Origin of the sequence: Pasteurella skyensis (assembly GCF_013377295.1) — a bacterium.
Classification (GTDB): domain Bacteria; phylum Pseudomonadota; class Gammaproteobacteria; order Enterobacterales; family Pasteurellaceae; genus Phocoenobacter; species Phocoenobacter skyensis.
In genome coordinates this window covers 776,618-803,229 of sequence record NZ_CP016180.1, presented here as the reverse complement: position 1 = coordinate 803,229, position 26,612 = coordinate 776,618, and the positions used below count along the sequence as shown (strand labels likewise).

Annotated in this window: 31 protein-coding genes; 9 read left to right on the top strand and 22 right to left on the bottom strand. The window is 32.9% G+C overall.

From position 1 onward, the window contains the following. Positions 1-33: 33 nt before the first annotated feature. The 3 genes from tgt to A6B44_RS03770 all read right to left on the bottom strand — a co-directional run bounded on the left by tgt (position 34) and on the right by A6B44_RS03770 (position 2,467). Complete coding sequence (gene tgt / locus A6B44_RS03780) at positions 34-1,182, bottom strand: tRNA guanosine(34) transglycosylase Tgt (protein WP_090922222.1); 1,149 nt, start codon at positions 1,180-1,182, stop codon at positions 34-36. 47 nt (positions 1,183-1,229) lie between these two features. Further along, positions 1,230-1,367, bottom strand: a complete 138-nt coding sequence (locus tag A6B44_RS03775) for a hypothetical protein (protein WP_090922224.1) — start codon at positions 1,365-1,367, stop codon at positions 1,230-1,232. A 125-nt stretch (positions 1,368-1,492) separates the two neighbouring features. Beyond that, a complete protein-coding gene (locus tag A6B44_RS03770; RefSeq protein ID WP_090922226.1) occupies positions 1,493-2,467 on the bottom strand; it encodes a putative transporter in 975 nt (324 codons plus the stop codon). A 115-nt stretch (positions 2,468-2,582) separates the two neighbouring features. Here A6B44_RS03770 and can point away from each other — a divergent pair, with 115 nt between their 5' ends. Beyond that, a complete protein-coding gene (gene can, locus A6B44_RS03765; protein ID WP_090922228.1) occupies positions 2,583-3,239 on the top strand; it encodes a carbonate dehydratase in 657 nt (218 codons plus the stop codon). A gap of 270 nt (positions 3,240-3,509) precedes the next feature. Here can and A6B44_RS03760 read toward each other — a convergent pair whose 3' ends face one another. The 4 genes from A6B44_RS03760 to A6B44_RS03745 all read right to left on the bottom strand — a co-directional run bounded on the left by A6B44_RS03760 (position 3,510) and on the right by A6B44_RS03745 (position 6,540). Then, positions 3,510-4,697 carry a hypothetical protein gene (locus A6B44_RS03760; RefSeq protein ID WP_143054821.1) on the bottom strand — a complete coding sequence of 396 codons (1,188 nt, stop codon included), beginning with the start codon at positions 4,695-4,697 and terminating at the stop codon, positions 3,510-3,512. Positions 4,698-4,814: 117 nt separating this feature from the next. Then, positions 4,815-5,603 (bottom strand): hypothetical protein, encoded by a 789-nt coding sequence (locus A6B44_RS03755; RefSeq protein ID WP_143054822.1) that lies wholly within the window; start codon positions 5,601-5,603, stop codon positions 4,815-4,817. A gap of 88 nt (positions 5,604-5,691) precedes the next feature. Continuing rightward, entirely contained in the window at positions 5,692-5,883 is a 192-nt protein-coding gene (locus tag A6B44_RS03750; protein ID WP_090922234.1) for a hypothetical protein, read from the bottom strand. A 9-nt stretch (positions 5,884-5,892) separates the two neighbouring features. Next, the gene (locus tag A6B44_RS03745) at positions 5,893-6,540 is read right to left on the bottom strand and encodes a hypothetical protein (protein WP_090922236.1); all 648 of its coding nucleotides are present in this window, start codon (positions 6,538-6,540) and stop codon (positions 5,893-5,895) included. 845 nt (positions 6,541-7,385) lie between these two features. Here A6B44_RS03745 and A6B44_RS03740 point away from each other — a divergent pair. The 5 genes from A6B44_RS03740 (at position 7,386) to A6B44_RS03720 (ending at position 10,079) form a co-directional block, all read left to right on the top strand. Then, on the top strand, positions 7,386-7,697 hold the full coding sequence (locus tag A6B44_RS03740) for a Mor transcription activator family protein (protein WP_090922238.1): 312 nt from the start codon (positions 7,386-7,388) through the stop codon (positions 7,695-7,697). Between the two features lies 1 nt (position 7,698). Next, on the top strand, positions 7,699-8,022 hold the full coding sequence (locus A6B44_RS03735) for a Mor transcription activator family protein (protein ID WP_090922241.1): 324 nt from the start codon (positions 7,699-7,701) through the stop codon (positions 8,020-8,022). Then, positions 8,015-8,599 (top strand): hypothetical protein, encoded by a 585-nt coding sequence (locus A6B44_RS03730; protein ID WP_090922243.1) that lies wholly within the window; start codon positions 8,015-8,017, stop codon positions 8,597-8,599. The genes A6B44_RS03735 and A6B44_RS03730 overlap by 8 nt, the downstream gene beginning before the upstream one ends. A 164-nt stretch (positions 8,600-8,763) precedes the next feature. Then, positions 8,764-9,084: a hypothetical protein gene (locus A6B44_RS03725; RefSeq protein WP_090922245.1), complete on the top strand. Its 321-nt coding sequence runs from the start codon at positions 8,764-8,766 to the stop codon at positions 9,082-9,084. After that, a complete protein-coding gene (locus A6B44_RS03720; protein ID WP_246253130.1) occupies positions 9,081-10,079 on the top strand; it encodes an inorganic pyrophosphatase in 999 nt (332 codons plus the stop codon). The genes A6B44_RS03725 and A6B44_RS03720 overlap by 4 nt, the downstream gene beginning before the upstream one ends. A 142-nt stretch (positions 10,080-10,221) precedes the next feature. On the opposite strand, the gene A6B44_RS03715 is transcribed toward A6B44_RS03720, so the two are convergent. From A6B44_RS03715 to A6B44_RS03675, 9 genes are all read right to left on the bottom strand, one after another. After that, positions 10,222-10,671, bottom strand: coding sequence for a hypothetical protein (locus A6B44_RS03715; protein WP_090922247.1), 450 nt, complete (start codon positions 10,669-10,671; stop codon positions 10,222-10,224). Between the two features lie 23 nt (positions 10,672-10,694). Continuing rightward, a complete protein-coding gene (locus A6B44_RS03710; protein WP_090922249.1) occupies positions 10,695-11,945 on the bottom strand; it encodes an ATP-binding protein in 1,251 nt (416 codons plus the stop codon). A gap of 65 nt (positions 11,946-12,010) precedes the next feature. Next, positions 12,011-12,946, bottom strand: coding sequence for a hypothetical protein (locus A6B44_RS03705; protein WP_218061389.1), 936 nt, complete (start codon positions 12,944-12,946; stop codon positions 12,011-12,013). 50 nt (positions 12,947-12,996) lie between these two features. Then, on the bottom strand, positions 12,997-14,028 hold the full coding sequence (locus A6B44_RS03700) for a Fic family protein (protein WP_090922251.1): 1,032 nt from the start codon (positions 14,026-14,028) through the stop codon (positions 12,997-12,999). 115 nt (positions 14,029-14,143) lie between these two features. Further along, positions 14,144-14,662, bottom strand: a complete 519-nt coding sequence (tadA, locus tag A6B44_RS03695; protein WP_090922253.1) for a tRNA adenosine(34) deaminase TadA — start codon at positions 14,660-14,662, stop codon at positions 14,144-14,146. A 1-nt stretch (position 14,663) separates the two neighbouring features. Further along, on the bottom strand, positions 14,664-15,551 hold the full coding sequence (locus tag A6B44_RS03690) for a VirK/YbjX family protein (protein ID WP_090922255.1): 888 nt from the start codon (positions 15,549-15,551) through the stop codon (positions 14,664-14,666). Between the two features lie 123 nt (positions 15,552-15,674). Further along, on the bottom strand, positions 15,675-17,540 hold the full coding sequence (locus A6B44_RS03685; protein ID WP_090922257.1) for a DEAD/DEAH box helicase: 1,866 nt from the start codon (positions 17,538-17,540) through the stop codon (positions 15,675-15,677). 411 nt (positions 17,541-17,951) lie between these two features. Then, a complete protein-coding gene (gene pnp, locus A6B44_RS03680; RefSeq protein ID WP_090922259.1) occupies positions 17,952-20,108 on the bottom strand; it encodes a polyribonucleotide nucleotidyltransferase in 2,157 nt (718 codons plus the stop codon). A 201-nt stretch (positions 20,109-20,309) separates the two neighbouring features. Beyond that, a complete protein-coding gene (locus tag A6B44_RS03675; RefSeq protein WP_090922261.1) occupies positions 20,310-20,843 on the bottom strand; it encodes a ClbS/DfsB family four-helix bundle protein in 534 nt (177 codons plus the stop codon). Between the two features lie 182 nt (positions 20,844-21,025). On the opposite strand from A6B44_RS03675, the gene A6B44_RS03670 reads away from it, so the two are divergent. Then, complete coding sequence (locus A6B44_RS03670; protein ID WP_090922263.1) at positions 21,026-21,760, top strand: copper homeostasis protein CutC; 735 nt, start codon at positions 21,026-21,028, stop codon at positions 21,758-21,760. 124 nt (positions 21,761-21,884) lie between these two features. Here the strand turns inward: A6B44_RS03670 and A6B44_RS10965 are convergent, their stop codons facing one another. From A6B44_RS10965 to A6B44_RS03645, 5 genes are all read right to left on the bottom strand, one after another. Next, complete coding sequence (locus tag A6B44_RS10965; protein WP_143054826.1) at positions 21,885-21,956, bottom strand: hypothetical protein; 72 nt, start codon at positions 21,954-21,956, stop codon at positions 21,885-21,887. Continuing rightward, positions 21,953-22,270 carry an Imm7 family immunity protein gene (locus tag A6B44_RS03660; protein ID WP_090922265.1) on the bottom strand — a complete coding sequence of 106 codons (318 nt, stop codon included), beginning with the start codon at positions 22,268-22,270 and terminating at the stop codon, positions 21,953-21,955. The genes A6B44_RS10965 and A6B44_RS03660 overlap by 4 nt, the downstream gene beginning before the upstream one ends. 97 nt (positions 22,271-22,367) lie before the next feature. After that, the gene (locus A6B44_RS03655; RefSeq protein WP_090922267.1) at positions 22,368-23,390 is read right to left on the bottom strand and encodes a virulence RhuM family protein; all 1,023 of its coding nucleotides are present in this window, start codon (positions 23,388-23,390) and stop codon (positions 22,368-22,370) included. Between the two features lie 150 nt (positions 23,391-23,540). Further along, the gene (locus tag A6B44_RS03650) at positions 23,541-24,392 is read right to left on the bottom strand and encodes a leucine-rich repeat domain-containing protein (RefSeq protein WP_090922269.1); all 852 of its coding nucleotides are present in this window, start codon (positions 24,390-24,392) and stop codon (positions 23,541-23,543) included. Between the two features lie 150 nt (positions 24,393-24,542). Continuing rightward, complete coding sequence (locus A6B44_RS03645; protein ID WP_090922271.1) at positions 24,543-25,268, bottom strand: ribonuclease E/G; 726 nt, start codon at positions 25,266-25,268, stop codon at positions 24,543-24,545. A gap of 178 nt (positions 25,269-25,446) precedes the next feature. On the opposite strand from A6B44_RS03645, the gene A6B44_RS03640 reads away from it, so the two are divergent. Both A6B44_RS03640 and A6B44_RS03635 read left to right on the top strand, forming a co-directional pair. Beyond that, positions 25,447-25,839 carry a hypothetical protein gene (locus A6B44_RS03640; RefSeq protein WP_090922273.1) on the top strand — a complete coding sequence of 131 codons (393 nt, stop codon included), beginning with the start codon at positions 25,447-25,449 and terminating at the stop codon, positions 25,837-25,839. 4 nt (positions 25,840-25,843) lie between these two features. Then, entirely contained in the window at positions 25,844-26,239 is a 396-nt protein-coding gene (locus A6B44_RS03635) for a hypothetical protein (protein WP_090922275.1), read from the top strand. A gap of 6 nt (positions 26,240-26,245) precedes the next feature. Here the strand turns inward: A6B44_RS03635 and A6B44_RS03630 are convergent, their stop codons facing one another. Continuing rightward, positions 26,246-26,602, bottom strand: a complete 357-nt coding sequence (locus A6B44_RS03630) for a COG3650 family protein (protein ID WP_090922277.1) — start codon at positions 26,600-26,602, stop codon at positions 26,246-26,248. Positions 26,603-26,612 lie beyond the last annotated feature (10 nt).

Below are 26,612 nucleotides of genomic sequence, written 5' to 3'. Positions count from 1 at the left end.
CTTAGACTTATTGCATTAGCTTGTCAATAATGATTACGCCTTACATTCTGATTGCAACGGTGGTACTTCTCTGCCCATTCGTTGATAAAACTCAACCACAAAATCATCAAAGCGATCTTCATCAATTGATTGACGAATTTCAGCCATTAAACGTTGATAGTAACGTAAATTATGAATGGTATTTAATCTTGAACCTAAAATTTCACCGCACTTATCTAAGTGATATAAATAAGCTTTGGTGTAGTTTTTGCAGGTATAGCAATCACAATGTGGATCTAAAGTACTTGTATCTTCACGATATTTTGCATTACGAATTTTTACTACGCCGTCTGTAACGAATAAATGCCCATTACGTGCATTACGTGTTGGCATTACGCAATCAAACATATCAATGCCACGACGCACACCTTCAACTAAATCCTCTGGCTTGCCTACGCCCATTAAATAACGAGGTTTGTCTTTTGGTAGTTGAGGGCAAACATATTCTAAAATACGGTGCATATCCTCTTTAGGCTCTCCAACAGCTAAACCACCAACGGCATAACCATCAAAGCCAATTTTGACTAATTCATCAATAGAAACTTTGCGTAATTCTTCAAATACGCCACCTTGCACAATCCCAAATAAGGCATTTTTATTGCCTAACTCATCAAAACGTTGACGACTACGCTGTGCCCAACGAACAGACATTTCCATTGATTGTTTTGTATAATTAAAGGTTGATGGATAAGGAGCGCATTCATCAAAAATCATCACAATATCAGACCCTAAGTCATATTGAATCTCCATTGATTTTTCTGGGGATAAAAAGATTTTTGAACCATTGATAGGGTGACGGAAACTGACACCCTCTTCAGTAATCTTGCGCATTTTTGCAAGGCTAAATACCTGAAAACCACCTGAGTCCGTTAAAATTGGAGCGTGCCATTGCATAAAATCGTGTAAATCACCGTGTTTACGCATCACATCCTGCCCTGGTCTTAGCCAAAGATGGAAAGTGTTTCCTAATAAAATCTGAGCACCTGTTGCTTTTACTTCTTCAGGTGTCATTCCTTTAACTGTGCCATAGGTACCCACTGGCATAAACGCAGGGGTCTCTACGTGAAACTCGCCTTTAGGGCGAGAAAAAGTCATACAACCACGGCGAGCATTGCCGCTTGTTTTTTTTAATTGATACTTCATTTTTTTCCTTATAGATAAACAGTCTATAAAATTATGTGAATAACTTCTTAAAAGTTAATACCTGTGCCAATGCCTACACTGACACCAACACCACCAGTTCCTCCGCTCACACTACCATTTCCTGATAATGATGAACAAGAAGCAATACCTAAAAATAGTATACAAAATAAGATTTTTTTGACCATTTTGTTTTCCTCATTTAATAATGGTATTTATATTTGAATAGTGTATGCTACATTTTATATGTTTTTTTAAAAAAAATACAACAAAAAAGATCTTTTAAAGTCTTTTGTTTAAATTTATCACATCATTATGATTCAGCAATATACTCTTCAAATGCTTTCAAACGTTTTCTAATTGACATCAATTCAACCACTGTGCTCCACGAGTAAACAAAAAATTGAAAAGAGGTTTCTACCTGTTTAAATGCACGAATAATTTGTTGTAATAAACCTAAGGTTACCACGCCTGCAATAATGGTTGGTGCTAATGCAATATAAGGTAAAACAACATTAAATTGTAGATAAGACCATTTTACCATATCAAAATAGAAATAATTCCAATAAAGACGGAAATAATTTTTTCGGACATCTTCATATAAAGCTTTTACTGTAAAATCATCTGCACGCTGGTTATCATCTTCACCATACACTAACTCTTTACGATAAGCCGCCTCTACTCGTTGATTATTAAACTCTAAACCTGGTAATTTAACCCCAACAACAGCAAGTAATATTGTGCCACCTAATGAAAATAAAATAGCTAAATACACTAATCCGTGACTGACTTCTCCCACTAATGGATAAGATGTCACGTGTTTACTTAATTCCCAAAGTAGTGGTAAAAAAGCAAATAACGTCATTAAAGCACGCATAAAACTAATACCTAGCGACTCCATTATTCTCGCAAAACGCATTGTATCTTCTTGTACTCGCTGTGCAGCACCTTCAATATGACGTAACTTGTCCCAATGGCTCATATAATAATCATTCATTGCAGTACGCCAACGAAAAATATAATGACGAGCTAAAAAATCAACAAAAACTGCAAGGGCAATATAAACCCCTGCTATTTTTGCAAAAGTAAATATTTTCGTAAAAAAATCTGACAAGGTAACAGCATTAGGCTTAGAAAGGGCTTTTTGGATCGTATCATAAAAATCACCAAACCATTCGTTAATTTGTACATCCAGAGAGACTTTATATCCTGTAATAAGGATTAAAGAAAGACTCCCCAATACTGACCATAACAGCCATTTTTTATTTAGGAAAAAAGATTTAAACATTATAAGATCTCACTATAAAATACGAACTAGTCAGTATATCTGAATTAATTTATAAGATAAACTGTGCAATTTTTATGTTATTATTGCATTCGTTTTCCATATTATGAGTAACCTTATGAAATCAGTAGAAGAAATCTTTGAACAAAACCATCGTTGGGCAGTTGAAATGAAACAAAAACAGCCTGATTATTTTGAAGCAATAGCAGAACAGCAAAAACCACGCTTATTGTGGATTGGCTGTTCTGATAGCCGTGTACCTGCTGAAAAGTTGACTGGCTTAGAATCAGGAAAGCTCTTTGTACATCGAAATGTTGCCAATTTAGTTATTCATACCGATTTAAACTGCTTGTCTGTTGTGCAATATGCCGTTGATGTGTTAAATATTGAGCATATCATTATTTGCGGACATACTAATTGTGGTGGTATTCAAGCCTCTTTAAACAATGAAGATTACGGTTTAGTTAATAATTGGCTATTGCATATCAAAGATATTCGCTTTAAATATGGCACGCTGTTAGGCAAACTTCCTGCTGAAAAACGAGCGGATATGTTGGTGCAATTAAATGTCGCAGAACAAGTCTATAATTTAGGGCGTACTTCTGTAGTACGTGCAGCTTGGAAACGAGGTAAAAAATTATCATTACACGGTTGGATGTATGATGTTCACGATGGTTACTTAAATGATCAAGGGGTGATCGCAACCAGCCCAGAAACCTTAGAAATCACTTATCGCAATGCAATCTCAACATTGCAAGCAAGTGTTGATGAATAATTTCCAAACAACCATTTGACATAATATAACCCTATGATAAAAATAATCATAGGGCGTTAAATGAAGCGGTCACATTCCACTTAAAATTTACATATTTTACACAACTTAAATCGTCGCTAACGCATCACGGTTTTTTAATAGTGGGCGTAAAATATAATCAATAATTCTCATACTTCCTGCTTCTAATTCTGCTTCCACCACCATCCCTGTACGAATCTCCAATTTTCTGGCTCGCCATTTTTAAACCAATGTTACCGCTTTATTTATCACTTAATGACTCATAAAATGCTTGAAATACGAACAGCTCGACTGTAACTGTTTAACGGTGTAGGTATCAGCATACTCTTTTTTCAAGATGTTAAAATAAGTTCTAAATTTCTCATTTTTTATACGTTTGAAGAACGCTTCATCATCGGTATTTTTTTGTTTTCCTTCCCACTGATAATATTTTCCCTGTTCGGCACTGGCGAGTTGGAATAATATAATGGCTTGTTGCTCTTTGTCTTTGGTTAGAGTAAGGGCTTTTTTATAATAAGTGATAGCTTTGTCAAAAGCGTTTCCGTCTATCGGTGTACTCCACATTGGCCAATTTCTACCATAATAAAATGTTGGTTTTGTTTTCCAGTCACCATAAAAACCATATCGCCAATCGTGACCATTATAAAAGTTAGCAATAAATAGTTGTCGGAAATATCCTAATTTTGACGTGTTATATATCATATTACCGATAAGTTGGTTGGCGTGTCCTGCTCTTTCATCATTGCCTTTGGCGATTTCTTGTAATTTGACTAATATTTCTGCTAACTCAACTTTATTCATCAATGGTTTGTCTTTAATAAAATCAAAATATCGAATAAATATTGGCAAAGTCATAGTATGGGAAACACTCCCATTAAAATTCTCTACTCGATTTTGTCCAAAAATAGCATTAGAAATATTATTAAATCTGTCATATTTTTTTAAATCCATATAAGTGAACTTCATTTCCTTACCATCTTGATAATATTCATAAGTGGTTGGTACGAAACCATCGGTATTTTCTACTTGTTTATAATGTTGTAATGCTTTAGAAAAATGACCATTACGCATTGCATTATCGCCATATAAAAAATTAAATAAAGACACTGGCGAAGCAACGTCCATATTTCTCATTAAAATTTGCTGTTCAAAATCAGTTTTATCGGTTTTTTGATAAAATTTATCCACTTCTTTGGTCAGCTCATTATCCTGCACCGATAACAATTCAGAGAGTTTATTTTGCACTAAAAAAGATTTACCCAACTCTCCTTGAATAAAGTATCGGTTTGCCAAAATATCCATCACAAACTCAGCTGTGCTTGGGATTTGTACATAACCATATTCATTCTTTTTCCATTCAAAAATATCGGCATACTCATTCATTAAATGCTCTTCGAAAGACTTATTAATGACAGGTTGTGAAACAATATCATTTAACATTTTAAGTGTACTAATTTGCTGCTGATAAGCTTTGTTATCGGTTTTAATTTGATTTAATCGCTCACTTGATGACTGATATTTTTGCTGTAAAAAATCTAAATAAGCCAGTGAAATGCCTCAAAAAGCTTTATCATCAGCCATTTGATATAACTGCGCTGTCAAAGATTGTAACTCATTTAATTGCTGAACAAATTGTGAATTATGATCATCGTCCTTTAATGGCAGGCGATTATCTTTTTGCTTACTGTTATTCTTAGGATATTTTTCTAAAAAATGCCACTCTAACTGGAGCATTGCTCGTGCCTGCAATACCTTTAACACTTCTGAATTCGGATTGAGTGCATAGATTTTTTTCATCATTGGCAGTTGATTATTAAAAGATTGATAAGCTAATAAGAAATACACCATTTCTTTTTCAGTGTCGTTTTTGGCTTTTGCTAACAAAGTATTAAAATCGTTATCACTGCTAAATTGCATTGAGCTAAATGCACTGTCTTTGCGTTTTTTGGTATGCAGAAACACTTGGAAAAATAAGTAGTTTGCTTTATCTTTTTGCCCCAAACCATTCAATGCACCAGCATATTGATCAAGTGCTAAATAATAGGGTGCAGTTTTTAAATTTAGTGGCTCAACATATTCTTCAAATGCTTGTACTGCTTCAGCAAACTTTAAATTATAATGATGAAAACGTACTAACTGATAGCCGTAACGTAGCTTAATTCGTTTATCATCAGCTTGTTTATACCATTTAATTAAATCTGCTACCGTTTTGTTATAATTCAAATTATCAACAGTTTTTACATCTAAATCCAAGTAAGATAAATTATTTACACTTTGCGAGATAAATGGGAATAAGTGGGATAAGGTGGTAAATAATGGGATGGAATTTTTGTAAAATCTTTTCATTATATGAAATAAAAAAACTAGACATTTGTTGTGCTAGTTTTTTTATTTTTTAGTGATTATTTTATAGGATTTTTCTTATTTAAATACTTCATAAAAAACCTTTTATTTTATTCTTGTTACTACAAAGGTAGATAATATTTTTAATTTCATCAATTTGTATAAGGTTTCCCTCTTTATTTAATGCTTCAATTAAAGCCCTAATCGTACAAGCGACACCATTTAAAGCGATTGCATCAGCAAGTGAAATTCCACAATCAAAGCATTTATTTTCATTATTCATAAATCCCCCTTATGCGTTTACACGTTGTTGAGTAACTGCTTGTTCTGTTTGTTGAATTTGCATTTTTAATTGTGATTGTGTTTCGTTAGCTCGTTCAATAATTGCTCTTAATGGTTGTAAGCAATTTTTAAATAATAAAGCTAAACCATCAGCAGTAATAGGCGTGCCTCTATTTACTTCAAATAGAAGTGTGATAAGTTGCTCAGTGGCTTCTTGCATATTTTCTAAGGAATAAAAATCCTCTTCTTCAAGTAGATAATGGTATTTTTTACTTGAAAAAAATTCATCAATAAGTGGTTTAATTTCACTGTTTAACGATGATTTTTTTCTTGTGGTGTGCAGATTTGTTAGAAGTTTAGCAATCTGTTTAATACAATTTTTTATTACTGGTGTGGTTTTGTTGAGAGAGTTTAAATAAATTAATGCAGTTTCAAAAGTAAGGTAATAATCAACGGTTTCTTTTGTATGAATGTTGATTTTTTTAAAATAATCTTGCCCTGCTACAAGTTCAAGCTGTGTAAATAATTCGCTTAATTCTTCATTTATTTTGCTTTCTTGAAAAATAACAATATTTAACTCTGAAATAGAAATAAAAAAATGTTGAGTATGATTGATTAAACGAGAGTGAACCGTAAAAGAGAATGGTTGAACGTTCATAAGAACTCCTTAGTAAATTTTTGCGAAATTACCCCTAAATTTATTTAGGGTGTCGAGAGGTTCGCAAGCCCTACTAAGACGGCTGGAGTTATTCCCCTTACGGGTGTTGTATTCCTCACCCTCTCGACATTGAGTATAAAATTATTTTATTTTTGTATCTTGTAAATTTTAGATACAAAAAAACCGCTTAATCTAACGGGTGCGGTTATCCGCTTAGTAACAAAGGTTGCGACACCTTGATCAAAAGTATAATAAAATTAGCAAAGAAAGCAAGTAAAAAATGATAAAAATAAACAATAAATGTATAGTTGTTATCAAGTGTTTTAAATTTAGTCAAAACGCTCGCTGGCGAGCGTTTTCAAAATGCGACACATTTAATATTTTTTGTTGATTATATTTTGAATTTTATTTATTGTTGATTTTACCCAAAATAGCCGCTAGCGGCTATTTTGAAATGATTATATCTTTGCTGATATGCTAGCATTTTATAAATCTTATATATTTAATCTATTTGTAAAAAAACGCCCTAAAACGCTATTTTAACGATTTTCCCCCAAATACACACAAAGATAAGCCTTTTAATTTTCTTCACGTTTCCCAACGCCTTAAATTTACGATTTAGGGCTATTTTTACTTTAAATTTATGATGAATTTTTAAATTAAAAATTTTGTAACCAAAACGCTCGACGTCGAGCGTTTTAACTATAAAGCAATAAGTGGTTCGATTTGTTTTTAAGTTTATAAAACTCCTACCACGGTCGGAGCTATTTTTCTTAAAGTAGTTTAATAAGAATTTTTCTTAAACTACTTTATAGTTAAATCATCAGTTGAATTAAGGGGGAATTATGGAATTAAAAGGCATTGAATATTCAATAAATCTTTTTGTTGAAGGTGTTGGCTTATCTATTGATAAAGCCTTTGAAAAAGGTAGTACAAAAGAAGAAATGACAAAAATATTTTTAGAAACCTTTTGCGATTATTGTGGTGGTCTTAACTTCTATTTCCCTAAAAAATATGCGAAAGATTGTCAAAATGCGGCAAGAGATAGATTAATAAGAAAAGAATTTAACGGTAAAAATCATCGAGAATTAGCAGTGAAATATGGCATTTCTCTTCATTGGATTTATAAAATCTTAAAAAATAAAAATAGCAACTAGGGTGATTAAAGTGGATTGCGTTGTTAGTAATAACAAGTTTCAAAAATCATTTATTAAAAAAGCTGTAATTTGTTTTGATAAAGCTTTTGAAGAAGGTAGTACAAAAGAAGAAGTAAAAAATATTTTTTTAGAAAAGTTTTCTTTTTATTTTGAAGGGAAAGATTTTTATATCCCTAAAAGCTATGCAAGGAATATAAAAAATAATGCAAGAAATAGATTAATAAGAAAAGAATTTAATGGAACAAATCATCAAGAACTAGCATTCAAGTATGGTGTTTCTCATCAATGGATTTATAAAATAGTAAAAGGTACAAACAATGGCTAAAGCAATTTTTGAAATATTTAGAACTGGGCGGCATAACGGAATAGGCAAAGAAGGGCGTAAATTTTGGACTGATGAAGAGTTAAAACAAATTGCACAACTTTATAATGAAGAAATCAAATCAGCCCCACTTGTTATCGGACACCCTGAAAATAATAAACCTGAATATGGTGCAGTTAAAAAAGTAATTTGTTGTAAAAATTCGCTATTTGCAGAAGCAGAAGTGCAACCTGATTTAATTAAAAAAATTAAAGCAGGAAAATTTAGCGGTATATCCTCTTCTTTTTATAACCTTAAAAATATTGATAATCCTATTAAAGGCATAAGCTACTATTTAAGACACGTAGGCTTTTTAGAAAGTGGTAAACAAACACCAGCTGTAAAAGATATGTTACCGCCTGAAATGAGCGTTTATAACGTATGTTTTAGTGAACAAGAAAGTGATGTTTGTTTATTTTGTGAAGATGATTATATAAATCTCAATTATTCAGAAACACTACACGAAAAAACACTTTATTTTCAACAAGTTTTAGATGTGGATTATGAAACCGCATTACAATTTTCAATCAATAAGGAGTAATAAAAATGCCAGAATAAACAGAAACACTAAATTATAGTGAAGATGAAATACAGGCTTTAATTGCAGAAAATCAACAGTTTAAGCAAAAGGAAAAAGAACAACTGAAAGCAAAGAATGAGCAATTTGTAGATAGCTTAATTTGTAAAGGTTCTTTAATTCCTAAATTGAAAGAGCAAGCTGTTGAGCTATTAAATTATGCAACCGCTTTTGATAACGGTGAAGAGTTATGTTTTTCAGAAGGTGAAAGCCTTTCACAGAAAATACAAGCATTATTAAGTGAACAACCGCAAGTCATTATGTTTAGTGAATTTGCTACAAAAGAGCGTGTGGCAGACATAGAACAAACAAATATAGTTCAATATTCAGAAGATACACCGCCTGAAATGATAGAGCTTGACCAACAAATACGCACTTATATGCAACAAAACAATACAGATTATACAACCGCTTTTGAAATCATCACAAAAAAAAGGAAAATAAAATGAGCTTATCTAACAAACGTATTCAAGACCCTATTTTAACCCAGTTAGCACAAGGTTATCACAATGCTGAATTAGTAGCAGATACTTTAATGCCAGTCGTTGAAATTGAAAAAGAAGCAGGAAAAATTCCACAATTTGGGCGACTTGCTTTTAGAGTTCGCACAACAGTGAGAGAATTACACGGCGATTCAAACCGCCTAAGCCCTGAAGATGTAGGCGTGCTTTCTATTGAATTAAAAGAACACGATGCAGAATACCCTATCGATTATCGAGAAGATTACGAAGCAAACTACCCTTTAAAACAATATGCAACAACGGTAATTCAAGATGTTATCGCATTAGGACGAGAGGTAAAAGTAGCCGAAATTGCACAAAATCCTGATAATTATGATGAAAGTAATGTAATGCGTTTAACGGATACAAATCGCTTTACAAATGCAAAATCTAATCCTTTAAAAATTATTGATGAAGGCTTAAATGTTGTTACTTCAACGATAGGAAGAACACCGAATACTTGTATTATTGCTAGTGATGTATGGGCAGTATTAAAAGAAAACAAAGAGCTTTTAGAACGTATTAAATACACTAGAACAGGTATTTTAACCCCTCAAATTTTTGCAGAGTTGATAGGTGTTAGCACAGTTAGAATCGGTTCAGCTAGCCAAGAAAAAGATGAGCAATTAGTCAAAATATGGTCTAATAGTATTGTTCTTGCTTATGTTCCTGAAAAAGCAAAACAGAAAAAAGGCAGTATTTTTGAGCCATCTTATGGCTACACAGTAAGACGAGAAAACGGGCTTGTTGTTGATACTTACACAGAAAAAGGCGGTAAAGTTGAGATTGTTCGTTGTACTGATATTCACGAACCTTGTTTAGTTGGTAAATCAGCAGGCTATTTGATTCTTGATTGTATCAAGCAAGCAGAAACGGACACAGAACAAGGACAAAATAGCTCATCTTCACAACCTAAAAATAAAGCAACAAGTCCAAAAGAATAATTAAAAATTTGAGTACCTGAGTATCAAGAATACCTGAGTACCCTCTCAAATAAAGCGAGAAAATGAAAAGTTATTACTATATGTGAAACAAAGTAAAACTTTAATTATCTCGCTTTTTTGTATGAACTTATCTCGCTCGGGTTTATACATCATTCCAATCATCTTTACTGATAATGTGCATATAGGGTTGTAAATACTTGGCTTCAATCAAGTAATTAATGCCTGTATAGTGATCATACATAAAATTATGATCTAATTCTTTTATCCCAAATTTTTCTAAACTATCACTACTTTTCCAATCCTCTAAATCCTCAATCGTTGCTTTATAAACAAGATTTTTAGTTTGATCATAAGTGAGTTTATGATCAAAATAGGCTTGCCAATCATCAATATTTTCATCAGGAATAGTAATTTTATCATTATGATAAAAGGACGGACTTGATTCGTATAAAAATGGCGTAAAAGTCTTATCGGTAATAATATCTTGAGTAAATAAATTAAAATAAAGATTATCAAAATCAATATCAGCACAAGCAGATACTTGTTGTGATAATGCCACACCTAGTAGTAAAGAAAGGAGTTGTTTTTTCATTGTTTTTTCCTTTTGAATTAATTTCACCCAAAATATTCCCAAAATCTCACCACTTTCACGTCATCATTGATAGTATTCTCATTTTGATTATAAGTGATAATATATTTTTCATCTACGGTAAATGGTAGCTTCAAAAGCCCATTAAATTCTCTGGCTTGATTATGTTCATTTAGCTCATAACACACTTGAATTGCTATTAACTTATCCTCTTTTTTTGCAATAAAATCACATTCAATCTCTTTGTTGTAAAAATAGATGTCGTAGTTTTGTTTTTGCAACTCAGTAAATACAAGATTTTCAAATAACTTGCCATAATTATTTGAAAAACTAAATGCTAAATCCATAAAGCCATTGTCGCTTAAATATAGTTTCTTTTTATTATTTATCTGCTCTTTCAGTGAATATGAAAAGAGTTTGATTTCATTAAATAAATAACATTCATTTAATGCCAAAACATAATCTTTTGCCGATCTATCCGTAATTTTAACCGCTTTGGATAAAGACGAATAGGAATACAGCGACGTTAAATTACTTAAAGCATAATATGCCAAATCTTTAAAGGCTCGGACATCTCTTACCCCACTATTTTGCAAAGCATCTTTTAATAAAATAGTGTCATAATACGAAGTTAAAATTTCTCTTTTGAATGCTTCGCTACTTTTATAAACTTCAACGAATGAACCATATTTCATCATATCATCGATGATTTTCAACACTTTGGAAAGTTGTTTATTTAATTCTAAAAAAGTATCTATCTCATTGATTTTTAATATTTCTCTAAAATTCAAAGGATATACTTTATTTGATAAATATCGTCCTGTTAACAAACTTGCATACTTTGAATTAAGTAAAGAGGAATTTGAGCCTGTGATAAAAATTTTTTCAAATTCTTCACTATCATAAACACTTTTAACATATTTTTCCCAGCCTAAAACTGCCTGAACTTCATCTAAAAAAAGATATTTTATTTTTTGTTGTGTGAGTTTTTGTGCCGTTTGAATGATTTCATAAAAGCCTTTTGGGTCATTTGAATATTTAGTAAAAAAAGGATCATCAAGATTAATATAGAGTATCTGCTGTGGATTTACTTTATCTCTCAAATGATTTATTAGTAATTTAAACAGTGATGATTTCCCACTACGTCTGATACCTTGTAAGATTTGAATATGTTTTGTTTCAAGGTTAGCCAAAAGTTGAGAAAAAATATTTCTTTCATAAAGCCCTGAATACGCTTTTTCCCAATGTTTATTTTGCGATATTATTACTTTTTCCATACTATAAGCCTCAAAAAATTACATTTTCTCTCATTATAAGCTGAGATAAATAAATATTCAAGTTATCATAACCTTAAATCCCTGCCCCCAACAAACCGTGAATCTAAATGATAGTAAATAATATCATAATTACCTATTTTTCTATTGAGAAAATCAACCACTTGTTTTAGTTGTTGTAGTGAAATTTCCTCTACTTTTATACGAAAACCTTTGTTTAAGAAAAAACCAAAATAAAAGTCGTCTTGTAAGACTTCTACTTCGTTATTGCCTAATTGCTTAAAGTTTTTATTTGCTAAGCTTTGTTTATTTAAGGCATTGATTAATTTATGTTTTCCTAAATGGTTGGTCACAATGCCCCACGAATAAATCGGCAAGGCAACCGTGATATTTTCAATTGGATAATCATCAATATTTTTCAAATAATTTTTCAGCAGTGCCACATCTAAAATTGAATTTTTATCATCATTTTTCAAGGGCGATGAAGTGGAATAACACATTAAAAAGACTTTTTTCACAGGGGGAATACCTGTTTTGTTTTTGAATTTGACTTGGTGCAATCGCAGAGTAACGGAAATTTCTTTGCCTGTGATTTTTTGTAGTATTTGCAGAAACTTAAAATAATCATCACGAGAGCCTGCCGTCCAGTCGCAATCAATTTGAATTTCATCGGCTGTGTGTAGCCCAAAACGCTGAGATTTTTTCTTAATGGTATCAGCAATTTTGTGGGCTAGCTCATTAATTTCTTTGTCAGTAATATATAAAAAAGTTCGGTTGGTAATAAATACCACAGGCACAATTTTTTTATCGGTAACAAAACTTTTTTGCTTCACCACCGAAGCTAATCCTTGAAACTTCCCTGCTCGTTTATCCACATCAAAATAGCGAACATAGAGTTTATCGTTACTCTGTTGTAATGCTTGTTGCTCGGCACTGTTTAGAGTTAAATTTGTCCGCCAGTAGTAAAATGAATAAGGGTGTGGATCTTGCTTACAAGCTGACAAACTCAGTAAGCATCAAAATGTGGGGAATAGCCATTTTAAAGCGTTTTTTATCATTTTATTTTCCAATACCCCGTTTTATCACTTCCAATTCGTTGTATTTTTTGAGTATCTTTTAGAACTTTAATTCTGCGTTTTACTGTACTTAAACTGATATTTAAAATTTCAGCTATTTGATTTGCTGTAACTTTATTATTTTTTTTAATCTCATTAAATACAGTGTCATTTACAGTATCATTTTCTAAATTTAGAGTGTCATTATAACGAATGTGCAGCTCTCTATTTTTAAGAATATAATCCTTTCCCAGCAATAAATTACAAAGGAAATGGATAAGATATTTTTGCGTAGGGTAAATACTTTTTGATAAATCTTCATAATTAGCTCGTACAAGAGCGTTACGAAAATACCAAGAGTGTTTTTCAAACAACGTATTATTTACTTCTTTAAAGCCTAATTTACGAAGATATTTTATCAAGAAAATAGCAACAGCCCTTGTGTTTCCTTCTTCAAAAATATGAATTTGCCACAAATAACTAATAAAACTCGCAATATGCTCTATAATTCCCTGCTGACTTAAACCTCGATAACTGAATTTTTTCTCTTGCTCAAAATCGTATTCTAAAGCATCTTTTAAATTGTAAGCACTTCCGTATAAAACGGTTTCGCCATCTAATATCCATTCTTTTTTTGTAATATTGTAATCTCGTATTTTTCCTGCATTAGGGTAAATATTTTCAAATAATCTGCGATGTATACTTAAAAACTCTGTTGGAGAAAATGCAAAAGTTTGCTCGTTTAATATCTGAGCAATTCTAGCCGAAACTTTATCTGCTTCTTCTTCTCTATTTATGTCATTTTTTATAGGAAACTGCTCATAATAACTATCTATTCGCTGTTTGACTTCTTCTATAGAAATATCACCTTCGATGTTTTGTTTGGCGGTTTGAATTAAATAGTCAGAAGGAACCAATCCATCTACTTGCTGTAATCCAATAGCGGTTTTCCAAACGTTGGCTTTTTGGATCTTATCAGGTTCGCCTTGTTTCAAGTATTCATCAAAATTATTGTATGCATTATCTGACATATATGTTCCTTTTTTACCTACATCTAAATTAGGCTAATAGATGATGTATATCAATTGATTCTAGCATATTAGAATACTCTATTTTAGTAAATTCTTATAAAAATAAAATTAGCAATTAAGCAGTGATTTTACTTTTCTCATTACGTCTTTTCTTAAAAAACTGTCTGATTTTGTGACTACATTGTTCTTTCAAAACCCCTCCTTGAATCTCTAAAAAGTGGTTCATTTTGTAATCTTCAAATAGGTGATAACGAGAGCCTACCGCTCCCGTTTTATAATCGCTGGCACCAAATACTAAACGTCCTATTCGGCTGTGTAAAATGGCTCCTGCACACATTGAACAAGGTTCTAAAGTAACATAGAGGGTAGTATTTAATAAACGGTAATTTTTTGTAAATTTTGCCGCAGATCGTACCGCTTGAATTTCGGCGTGAGCCGTTGGATCGCAGAGGGAAATAGATTGATTATAACCCTCTCCAATGATGTTGCCTTGATTATCAACCAACACAGCCCCAACAGGGATTTCACCCTCTGCTTCCGCTTTGTCTGCCAGCGTTAAGGCATACTTTATAAAGTGTTCATCTTCTTCTGAAATAGCCAAAGAACAGTGGTTTTGTGTGGGTTGAATAAACATTTTACACCTTGATTTCTTTCATTATTTCCGCTTCCATCAAATCAAACATTATGTAACGTTTGCGATACATTGAGCGTTTCTTAGTTGCTACTTCGTTTAAATCACGGCGCTCTATTTGTGATGAAAGATGCCAATAACCATTGGCTAATGTTGCCTCATTTTCTTTCCAGAAAGCATTGTAATCAAAATAGACTTTTTGTGCTCCATACCAACGTTTTTTGACTTGATATTCTAATGGAATACCCACTAGCTCTTGATTCATTCCTTGAGCCAGTAAACGAAAGGCTTCAACTAATAAATACATTGGTCGCATTCCGTGTAATTTTTTCGTCAGATTTTTTACAATATTTTGTGCATCAGCGCCCTTTGGCCCTTGAATACAGGTAATTAATAATTTATTTTCATTAAGAAAAGTAAAGGATGCATTGTAAAGATGATGATTTTCACTATCGACTAAACTCAAAGAGAAAAAACCTTCAAAAGGATCGATATTATAAATATCTAAATTTAAAGAAAATTCATCCGTAAGTTGAACTAATTTTATTGTGCCTGAACTCACTAGCTTTTGACAATTTTGTTGACCGATTTGTAATTGCATTTCATCAAAATTTTGACAAATAGCCTCTAAACGCTGTTTAGGAGAAAAACGCTTATCGGCATATTTAAACAAAAGTGCATTAAAACGATGAATATTTTGTTTAAATAAGGTTGCCCAAACGTCGTTATTATTTAAAAAATCCAACAATGGTTGAGAATATCCTCTGCATTGTACTCGTGCCATAAAATAGCGACTTATATCACGAGAACGTTTCAACCAACGATGATCTCCATTTTGGATATGTATTTCTATTGCTGTAGGAAAATGTGAAAAATTTATTTGATTTGACATAATTAATATAAATTAAATTTAAGGAGGTTATTTTAACCTGAATTTTAATAAATAAAAAGCTAGGAAAAATGGTATAAACCAAAAACTTCCTAGCTTGACTTGTGTAGTGTTAACTTTTATAAATTAACGGCTACTGCGCTTATCTGAACGTCTATCATTAAAGCGTTTTTCTTTAAAACCGCCGCTCTCTTTACGACCTCTGCTATTTGAACGGTTGCCTTCTGAACGTCCTCGTCCACCTTCTGAGCGACCACGTCCTCTGCCACCATCACGGCGACCACCACCTGATTGCTGCTCTGCTTCACCGATAAATGACATTTGCATTGGTTTATTCAATACACGTGATTTATTCGCAAAGTGCTGTACGATATGTTTTGGTAAGCCTTGTGGCAATTCTAAGGTTGAGTGTTTATCAAATAATTTGATATGACCAATATAACGGCTGTTAATATCTCCTTCATTCGCAATTGCACCTACGATATGACGAACTTCAACACCATCTTCACGCCCTAGTTCAATACGGTACATATCCATTTTTACACCGTTACCTTCACGATGCTCACGACCACCACGACGTTCATTACGTCCACCATCACGATCATTTCTACGCTCTGCTCTTGCAGGACGAGGTTTTGGATCAGGAGGAAGAATTAATTTTTTCTTCTGGGTTAACATCATCATCATTGCTGCCGCTAATTCTTCGTGATCTTGATCTGCGGTAAATAAATCTTCCAATAATTGACGATACATTTCTAAATCACGGTGTTCTAACTGTTTAGAAATTTGTTTTTTAAATTTCTCACTACGACTTTCCATTAACATTGCGTGATCAGGCACTTGAACCTCATCAATTTTTTTCTTCATCAAGTGTTCAACATTACGTAATAAACGACGCTCTCTAGGATCAACAAATAATAATGCTTTACCTGAACGTCCTGCACGACCTGTACGACCGATACGGTGTACATAACTCTCTGAATCTAATGGAATATCATAGTTTACCACTAAGCTAATACGATCAATATCAATACCACGAGCTGCAACATCTGTTGCAACCACGATATCTAAACGTCCTGATTTTAAACGCTCTAAGGTTTGCTCACGTGCAACCTGTGTCATATCACCATTTAATGCCGCCACACGAAAACCATTACGCTCTAATAATTCTGTTACATCCGTCGTTGCCGATTTTGTGCGAGTAAAGATAATTGATGCATCAAAATCTTCTACTTCTAAAAAGCGTAATAATGCTTCATTTTTACGAAAACCATTCACTAACCAATAACGTTGTTCGATATCTGGTGCTGAGTTTTGGGTTGCTTTAATTTTGACTTCTTTAGGATCTTTCATAAAACGACGTGTAATACGACGAATCGCTTCTGGCATTGTTGCAGAGAATAGTGCCGTTTGATGATCTTCTGGTAATTCCGCCATTACGGTTTCAACATCATCAATAAAGCCCATACGCAACATTTCATCTGCTTCATCCAATACGATTGCTTTTAAGCGTGACAGATCTAACGTTTTACGACGAATATGGTCTAAAATACGTCCCGGTGTTCCCACCACAACGTGTGCACCCTGTTTTAAGGCACGAAGTTGGATATCATAACGCTGCCCACCATAAACGGTAACAACATTTAACCCTTTAATATTTTTTGAAAATTGTTCTAGTGCATCAGCTACTTGAATCGCTAATTCACGCGTTGGTGCCATTACCAACATTTGTGGATAACGCTGACTTGGTGCAATGTGTGCTAATAGTGGTAAGCCAAACGCTGCAGTTTTACCGCTTCCTGTTTGTGCCATACCTAATACGTCATTACCATTTAATAAATGTGGAATACATTCTAATTGAATTGGTGACGGTGTAACGAATCCCATACCTGTTACAGCATCAAGTAATGCTGCTGGTAAGCCTAAATCGGCGAAAGTTTGTGTTTCAACTTGAGTCTCAGTATCTATTTGAGTTTGTGTTTCTGTAGTCATATAAGTCCAAAAAATAATGAATAAGCCCTACGGCTTTTCATTGAATAAAAAAATTGCATTGTTGAGGGTTAAGCAGTTGATCCTGTTTAACTATTCCTGAGTATAGCGATATGATTTTGATAAAAATTTGCAAATTTTTACACAAATCTGACCGCTTCATCGTTTCAATTTTCCCAACAATAACGGGATTGTAAATCAGTTAATTTACCAACTGATTTAATAAAGCAAAACGATACTCAATGAAGTTGTTCACCAGACCTGCTAATTAGACGGAAAAGGTATTCTATTCCCTTTTCAATTTGATTAATTTGAGTGTTTGTTTTGCAGTTGTGTTTTATAAAAATAATCATAAAACACTGTAGAGACAGGGCACGCCCTGTCTCCACGTAATTTAATAATAAATTCTCTTTATTATTCTTCTGTCTGTTCTACTTCTAAAACAGTTTCAGTTTCTTCTTGTGGTAATTCTTCTGTTACTGGTGTCGCTTCGATACCTTTCATCGTTAAGCGAATACGCCCTTGACGATCGATTTCAACCACTTTTACATTTACTTCTTGACCCAGTGTCAGATAGTCACCCACTTTCTCTACTCGCTCTTCTGCAATTTGAGAAATATGAACTAACCCTTCTTTACCACCTAAAATAGAGACAAATGCACCGAAATCTACAACGCGAGTCACTTTACCGCTATACACAGTATTCACTTCAACTTCTGCTGTAATTTCTTCGATACGTGCCATTACTCTTTTCGCTGCATTGCCATCAGTTGCGGCAATTTTAACAGTACCGTCATCATCGATATCAATTGAAGTACCTGTTTCTTCCGTTAATGAACGAATTGTTGCCCCACCTTTACCGATTACATCTTTGATTTTCTTAGGATCGATTTTAATGGTATAAATTCTTGGTGCAAAATCTGAAATCTCTTCACGAGGACCTGCAATTGCTTGTTCCATCACGCCTAAAATGTGCATTCTCGCACCTTTTGCTTGGTTTAATGCGATACGCATAATTTCAGGGGTAATCCCTTCAATTTTGATATCCATTTGCAACGCCGTTACACCGTCACGAGATCCTGCAACTTTAAAGTCCATATCACCTAAATGATCTTCATCACCTAAGATATCAGAAAGAACAACAAAATCATCACCTTCTTTTACTAAGCCCATTGCAATACCTGCAACCGCTGATTTAATAGGCACACCTGCATCCATCAATGCTAATGAAGCACCACACACAGACGCCATTGATGAAGAACCGTTTGATTCTGTAATTTCAGAAACAACACGCACAACATAAGGGAATTCTTCTGCACTTGGCATAACAGCTAAAACACCACGTTTTGCTAAACGACCGTGACCAATTTCACGACGTTTTGGCGAACCAACCATTCCAGTTTCACCTACAGAATATGGAGGGAAATTATAATGGAATAAGAAACGATCTGATTTTTCACCTGTTAATTCATCAATATTTTGAGCATCACGTTCAGTACCTAATGTTGCGACTACTAATGCTTGTGTTTCACCACGAGTAAAGATTGCAGAACCGTGAGTACGTGGAAGTACACCAGTACAAATGTCTAACGCACGAACGGTTTCTTTGGTACGACCATCAATACGAGGTTCACCCGCAATTACACGACCACGTACAACTTTACTCTCCAAAGAAGTGATAATATCAACAATTTCACCTTCAGAAACTTCTTCACTTTCTATTTCTGCCGATAATTGTGCAATAACATCTGCTTTGATTTCATCAATTTTTGCATAACGTTCTTGTTTTTCAATAATACGGAACGCATCGCCAATACGAGACTCAGCTAATGCCGTCACTTTTTCGATTAACGCTGTATTTGGTTCAGGTGCTTTCCAATCCCAACGAGGTTTACCTGCTTCTGCAACTAATTCATTGATGTTTTGGATTACAACTTGTTGTTGTTCGTGACCAAACACAACCGCTGCTAACATCTGCTCTTCTGATAAAATATCTGCTTCAGATTCAACCATTAATACCGCATTTTGCGTACCAGCAACCACTAAATCTAAACGGCTGATTGCTTGCTCAGAAATAGTTGGGTTAAGAACGAATTGATCATTAATAAAACCAACACGTGCTGCACCGATAGGACCATTAAAAGGTACACCTGATAATGAAAGTGCTGCTGATGCACCGATCATTGCCACTAAATCTGGACCAATTTGAGGATTGACAGACACCACTGTCGCAACAATTTGGATTTCATTTAAGAAACCTTCAGGGAATAAAGGACGAATAGGACGGTCAATTAAACGAGCTGTTAAGGTTTCGCCTTCAGAAGGACGCCCTTCACGTTTAAAGAAACCACCTGGAATACGACCTGCTGCGTAAGTACGCTCTTGATAGTTTACGGTTAATGGGAAGAAATCTTGTCCTTCACGCATTTCTTTTTTTGCTACGACTGAAACGAATACGGTTGTATCGTCCATACTTGCCATTACGGCTGCTGTTGCTTGACGAGCGATTGCACCCGTTTCTAGTGTTACGGTGTGTTGACCGTATTTAAATTGTTTTACAATTGGATTCATTACATTACCTGTTAAGTTAAATATCTAAGGTTCTGTTTTATTCCTAAAAAATTGCGACTAGCAAAAATCATCTTACCCTTATTCATAGGTAGAAAAATAACTTTTGATAGCCGCCTCTCAGTACACAGAAATAAAACTGTCGTATTATACTATATATTTTTAGAGTTGTCGCATAGTTTTATAAAATAAAATTACGCAGTGTTAAACATATTTCTTATGCATCTTCAACTTCTTAATTGCCCAATCATAATGACTTGATGTACCTGAAATACAGTAACTTCCAAGACTAGTAGTTCCTGTCCACGAAAAATATTTTTTGGTAAATAATTCTTCATTAGTAAATGAATCAACCATATCCATTACTTTATTGTGACTATCTTTCAACATTTTCACGGCTTGTTCATAAGAAGTGTTTCGATGCTTCTCTTGAAATTTAATATTCATTTCAGCAATATTTTTAAAAGTATAAGGTGCAGGTAGGAAAGAAACCACCTCACCTGCTTGATTTTTAATAATCCAATTGAGCAGTAGCTGATGCCATTCGTATAAATGAATGAGAATATCTCTCACATTTTTATCTCGTCTCCAGTGTGCTTCTTTTAATTTAGGGTTAGCCGAAAAATCAAATTCAGTCATAAACTCTTTTTCAGTTAAAGAATAAATAAGTTGCCATAGTTTTTCAAAATTAATATTAGCTACTTCAACCAACTCTTCTTTTGTTTTTGGCCTTGCCATAACATTCCCCTTATTACTTATTTCCACATATAATGAAAAATAATAACACAATACTAATTTTCATTTTTCTATAGCGGTAAGATTTTCATCACTTTTTACAAATATTTCGAATAATAAAAACACTATTCAATCACTATTCTATACGTTATTATTTGCTTTATTTCTAAACAGACTTAATAACTATGAAATTCGAACTCTGCATTGATAATATCCAATCTGTTGAAACAGCAAGTAAAGCCAAAGTAAATCGTGTAGAACTCTGCTCTGCTTTGGCTGTGGGTGGTTTAACGCCGTCTTATGGGTTGATTAAACAAGCACTTCATTTTAAAGACTTATCTCATCACGTTATGATCCGTCCTCGTGCGAGTAATTTTGTGTTTAATCAGGCTGAAATTGAGATAATGATCACCGATATTTTAATTGCAAAAGAATTAGGGGTTAATGGTGTGGTTATCGGTGCTTTAACTGACAATCACGATATTGATACGCAAATCTGTGAGAAGCTAATAGATACTGCTCAAGGTATGGAAATCACTTTCCACCGTGCTTTTGACTTATGTCGTGATCCTAAAACAGCATTAGCGCAAATTATTGATCTTGGTTGTACTCGTTTGCTGACTTCTGGACTGAAAAAAACTGCTTGGCTAGGCAAAGAAAATATTGCTCAACTGGTGCAACAAAGCAACGGACGTATTCAGATAATGGCAGGGGCAGGGGTCACTTCTGAAAATGCGTTAGAGATCGTTAAGGCGACGGGGATAGATAATATTCATTTTTCTGCCAAAAAAGTACAACAGAATAAAACACCACAAACTGATGTGGCTATGGGTAGTAACAGCGATTATGATAATCAAATTATCCAAGCAGATTTTGATGAAATATTACGTATCAAACAGGCTGTTTTGGGTGCTTTATAGCGGTATGATTTTTGTTATTTTTTGCAATACATCCTTTAATATAGTCGTAGCGGGTGAAAATGCACAAACTTTGAGGTAATCACCTGACCCACTATTATTTATGCACTATGTTATGTGTAGTTTTTTATTCTTCTATTTCAAGATTTATGGGTGAAAGATAAGTATCCTTGTGTTCAAATATTTTTCCTTTTTTCATAATCCATACTTTAAAATTATTTCTATTTCAATACATTCATCATCTAACATATATAAAACCCCATACGAACCTTTTGATATTTCTGAAATCCATTTAAAAAATTCAATCACATTATCATTCTGATGATTATGATTTACCATAATGCCTAAATGATAAGTTCCATTTAAGCACTTTAATGAGTAAATTTCATTTACACAATCTAATTCAGATATTTTCATTTGAATTTTGCATATAATATCATTTAAAAGCTCCTCATCTTCTCCTTTTTCAGTAAAAGATTCCCTAATTATTGCCCAACCATTAAATTCAATCATTTTTGTTTTTCTACCTCCATTTTATTTCTGCACTCCAAATTGCACATAACAAAAGTATAAACACTATTACGTTTATATTCTCTATACTAAGCTAGTACTAATTTTCCAATTTATCAACTAACTTATCAAAATCAGATTTAAATAATTGGTCTTGAATAATTCGATATTTTTCGAATTCACTTTCAGCATATTTTTTTGCTATCTCGGCGGAAATACTTCCTGCATTTTTCAAAACTTCTCTATCATCAAATTCTAAAAATAAATCCAGTCGTTTTGCCCAATCTTCCATCGTCATTGGAATTTTTCTTTTTGCCCGTTCTTCAGCTAAATCAAGGTAAGCATTGACAATTTTTCCAAAACTTTCTAATTCTTCTTTTTTTAAATAATTTTTAGCAATTGAAACATCTGTTTTTAAAATTTTTCCGTCGGGACTATTTTTCCAAGAGGTTAACCCCATTTTATTTTGAGTACTGTCAGCTCTTTTATAAATAAGCTCAGCAGCTGTATGTCCGTGAACACCATAATGAAGCTTATTTTGAACTTTTGCAAAAAACTCTTTTGTAATAATAGAATTTTTATTGTAATCAAGACTAGTAGTGTAAATATCAGTAATTTTTTGATAGAAATTCCGCTCACTTAAACGAATTTCCCGTATTTCAGCAAGTAATTCCTCAAAATAGTTTTCACCAAGATACGAACCATTTTCCAGTCTTTTTTTGTCGAGCACAAAGCCTTTTATTGAAAATTCACGGAGTACTTGTGTTGCCCATTGTCGAAATTGAGTTGCTCTAATCGAATTAACTCGGTAGCCAACAGAAATGATGGCATCTAAATTATAAAAATCAACTAAGCGTTCAACCTCTCGTTTACCTTCCCTTTGAACTATTCTAAATTTTCGAATAGTTCGTTCTTCCTCAATTTCTTTACTTTTATAAATTTCTTTGAGGTGATAATTTATTGTGTTTACACCAACATCAAATAATTCAGCCATTAGTTTCTGAGTTAACCAAATTGTTTCCTCTTCATAACGAGCCTCAATACTTGTTTTCCCTGATTGTGAAGTAAATATTAAAAATTCGGCAGTGCTATTTCGGATTTGCAGCGTTTTATTTTTTGACATTTTAGATAGTCCTTAATTGAAACAATACTAGCGGATAAAAAACAAGGTTTTGGCGGGTAAAAATACACGAAATTTTGGTTAAGTACTTGACCCGCTATTCTTTTATTTGTGTTAGCAAACGTATTCTTTTAATTACAATTCACACTTAATTTAATATTTTTTATTATATCTTGTCCACCAACTTTTCTCTTCTAAATGATTTAATTGTTCTTGACTTATTTTTATACAGGATAATTCATTATCTTGAGCGCCCAATATGTCTAATTTATTATTTTTAGAAACATCTAAATATGTTAATTTACTTTTATGACAAAATAATTCATCTAATTCTGTATTTCTCGATACATCTAAACTTGCTAATTCACTATAAGAGCAATTTAATTCTATTAACTTGATATTGTAAGATAGATCTATATTTTTCACTTGTGTCGAACTAAAATCTAAATACTCTAATTCGATATTTTTAGAAACATCTAAATCTTTTATTTCATTTTCAGAGCAATCCAAATATTTTAATTGCTTATTTTTAGAAAAGTTTATACTTGTCAATTTATTAGAACTAACAACTATTTCTTCTAAATTACTATTTTGTGACACATCTAAATCTATTAATTGATTTTCTTTACAATACAACTTTTTCAAAGTTTGATTATGAGAAATATTTATATTTGTAAATTGATTGTCACTACAATCCAATAAATTTACCTTCCCATAAATTCTAAAAGTTTGACTCTTTATCACTCGAGTCTCACTATCAGATGTATCTTCTGTTGTAAAAACTTTCACACCCTCATTCTTTTCACGTTTTCCATTATTATTTAAGTCAATCCATATATTTTTTTGTTCAGTAGAATCTGCCACTATAAAAAATTGAACTTTTTCTCCAATTTTTTTTGAAGTTGTGAACTCAATATAGGATTGCTTACTTACTGTTTGAGCATTAGTAACGCCCACTATTCCTGCAAATAATAATGCTATCATTGTATTTTTTACAATATCCATAATTTAACTCCCTATTTTGTTGTAAGAACAGAGTATATACAGTTTTCATATGCGAATTTTTGAATTGTATATACCCTTATGAACAGGGCAAGCTAATACTTTATTTTTTATGAAAAAATCAATAGGTAAAAGTTTACGATTGCTCTATCCTTACGAAAAAATACCTAAGACAAAAAGTAATACTGCGATAATAACCACCAACACAACCAGTTTAAGCGGCGTTTGTTTGCTTCCTTCCTGCACCAAGCTTTGATTTGAGGTTTTTATCGGCTTAGCATTCACCTTTTTGGGCTTTTTAATATAACTCTCACTATCAACACTATTTTGTGACAAATGCGGAGCCGATAGAGGTTCTTCAATACAATTATGTTCAATAAAAGAATGCATAGGAATGTATTTTTTAAATAAGTCTTCATCGTTTTGATAAAGCGTAACAAGAGAACAATAATTAGGGGCATTTTGAGACAGAAATAGCACAGTACTTTGATACAGTAGTTCATTATCAACTAGAATCTCTTCTACATCGTCATCTAATCGTTCTAATAACTTTTCAAAAGTCGTTTGAGTACTCTTTTCTAACAGCTGATTAAAAAATTCCTCATCTTGATTATTTGGTATGTTTTCTGTTTGTAACTCTTTTAAGAATTCTTGTAAACCCGTATCATCAACATCAAATCCTGCTCTTCTTAATTCTGCTACCTCTGACTGAATCTGCTCAAAATTCTGTTGTGTCACTTCAACTGTTTCAAGTTCTACATTGTTATTTACATCAAAAAGCCCTGTTCTCTGAGTTCGAATAACTTCACTGCTACCATTCTCTTCTACAACAGCAAGGCTTTCTGTGTCACCCGTTTGACTGATTAAAATACGTTTCATTTTTGCTCCCATTATTAAGCTTTGTTTGGATAGTACAATATTAATACTATTTTTTCCACTTTAGTTATGGTTATAGCGGTACGATCTTCACAACTTTTTGCAAATTACAAAAATCACTGTTCAAATAACACCCTATCCGTTACTATTACTCAAAACTTTAACTACTCAAATAATAGCGATGAAAAAAAGAACACAAGCCTTGTTAATTTTTGTATTTACACTGAGCCAAATTTATTGTGCGATGGGAAAGCTAGATAATGTCCACTCCTCGGCTCTCCTTTCTTTTTTTGAAGAAGCCTTAGGTATGTCTATTTTTACTGTTATCGCTTATATTCCGATAGCCTATCTTTTACGTAAAATCCAATCTCAAAATCTAAAAATGCTCGCCAGATTTAGCTTTTTTGTAGTGATTTGGTTTTATTTAGATTACTGTATTTTTGAGTATCAAGTGGCGATGTGGAGTACCTTTACTTTTTACGAAATGCTTTATCAAACACTTAGTTATTCTTGGCTCGCAATACTTATTTTGGCAAGTGTATTAACCTATATTTTTAAACGAATGGAGAAATGATTTTATGTATTATGTGAGCAGCGTAGTTAATTTAATCGCTTTTATTCTCTTTATTGGTTTGATATTAGGTTGTCTTATCCCAAATCGTTTTTTTCATAAAAATAAAGGCAATAAATTTGCCCTTATTTCTGTAATAATTATCGAAATTGTCTGCTTTTTTCAACTAAATAGTGCGGGATTTATTTTAGATAAAACTGAATTTGATCACTTTTTGAATGACTATTACTTCCCTGCTCTACTAGTAATAAATAGTCTTTTCTTAGCAATTTTAGTGTGGATATTGATGAAAAAACAACAATATAAACTCGCCTTTTATCTTAGTTATATCACCTTTATTTTACTCAGTTTCTTTGTATATAATCATTTCTATAACTATATGAATCACGGACAGGGTGGTTGATGATATTTATTTTCTACAAGAAATTTCTCCAGTAATAGATTGCACGGATTTAATTTCAATAGCTTCTACCACACTATCATAATCTTCTGCAAACCCCTCTGTGGCTTTTCCTAAATCTTTTAATACCAATTCTGCAAGGACTGGAGTATAAGGTTTGGAAGGCTTAGCGACTTTTTCATTATACAAATTATTCAATTTATCTGTTGGATCAACAATCCAATACCCTTTTTCTGATCCACAAGGTTCGAAAGACGACACCTCGTGACCAAAGGTTAATAAACCTTGTACAGCTGTATTATCTTGAGCAATATTACAACCTGATAACGCTATTGTAATTGGTAAAATTAAATGTGTTTTTTTCATATTTATGTCT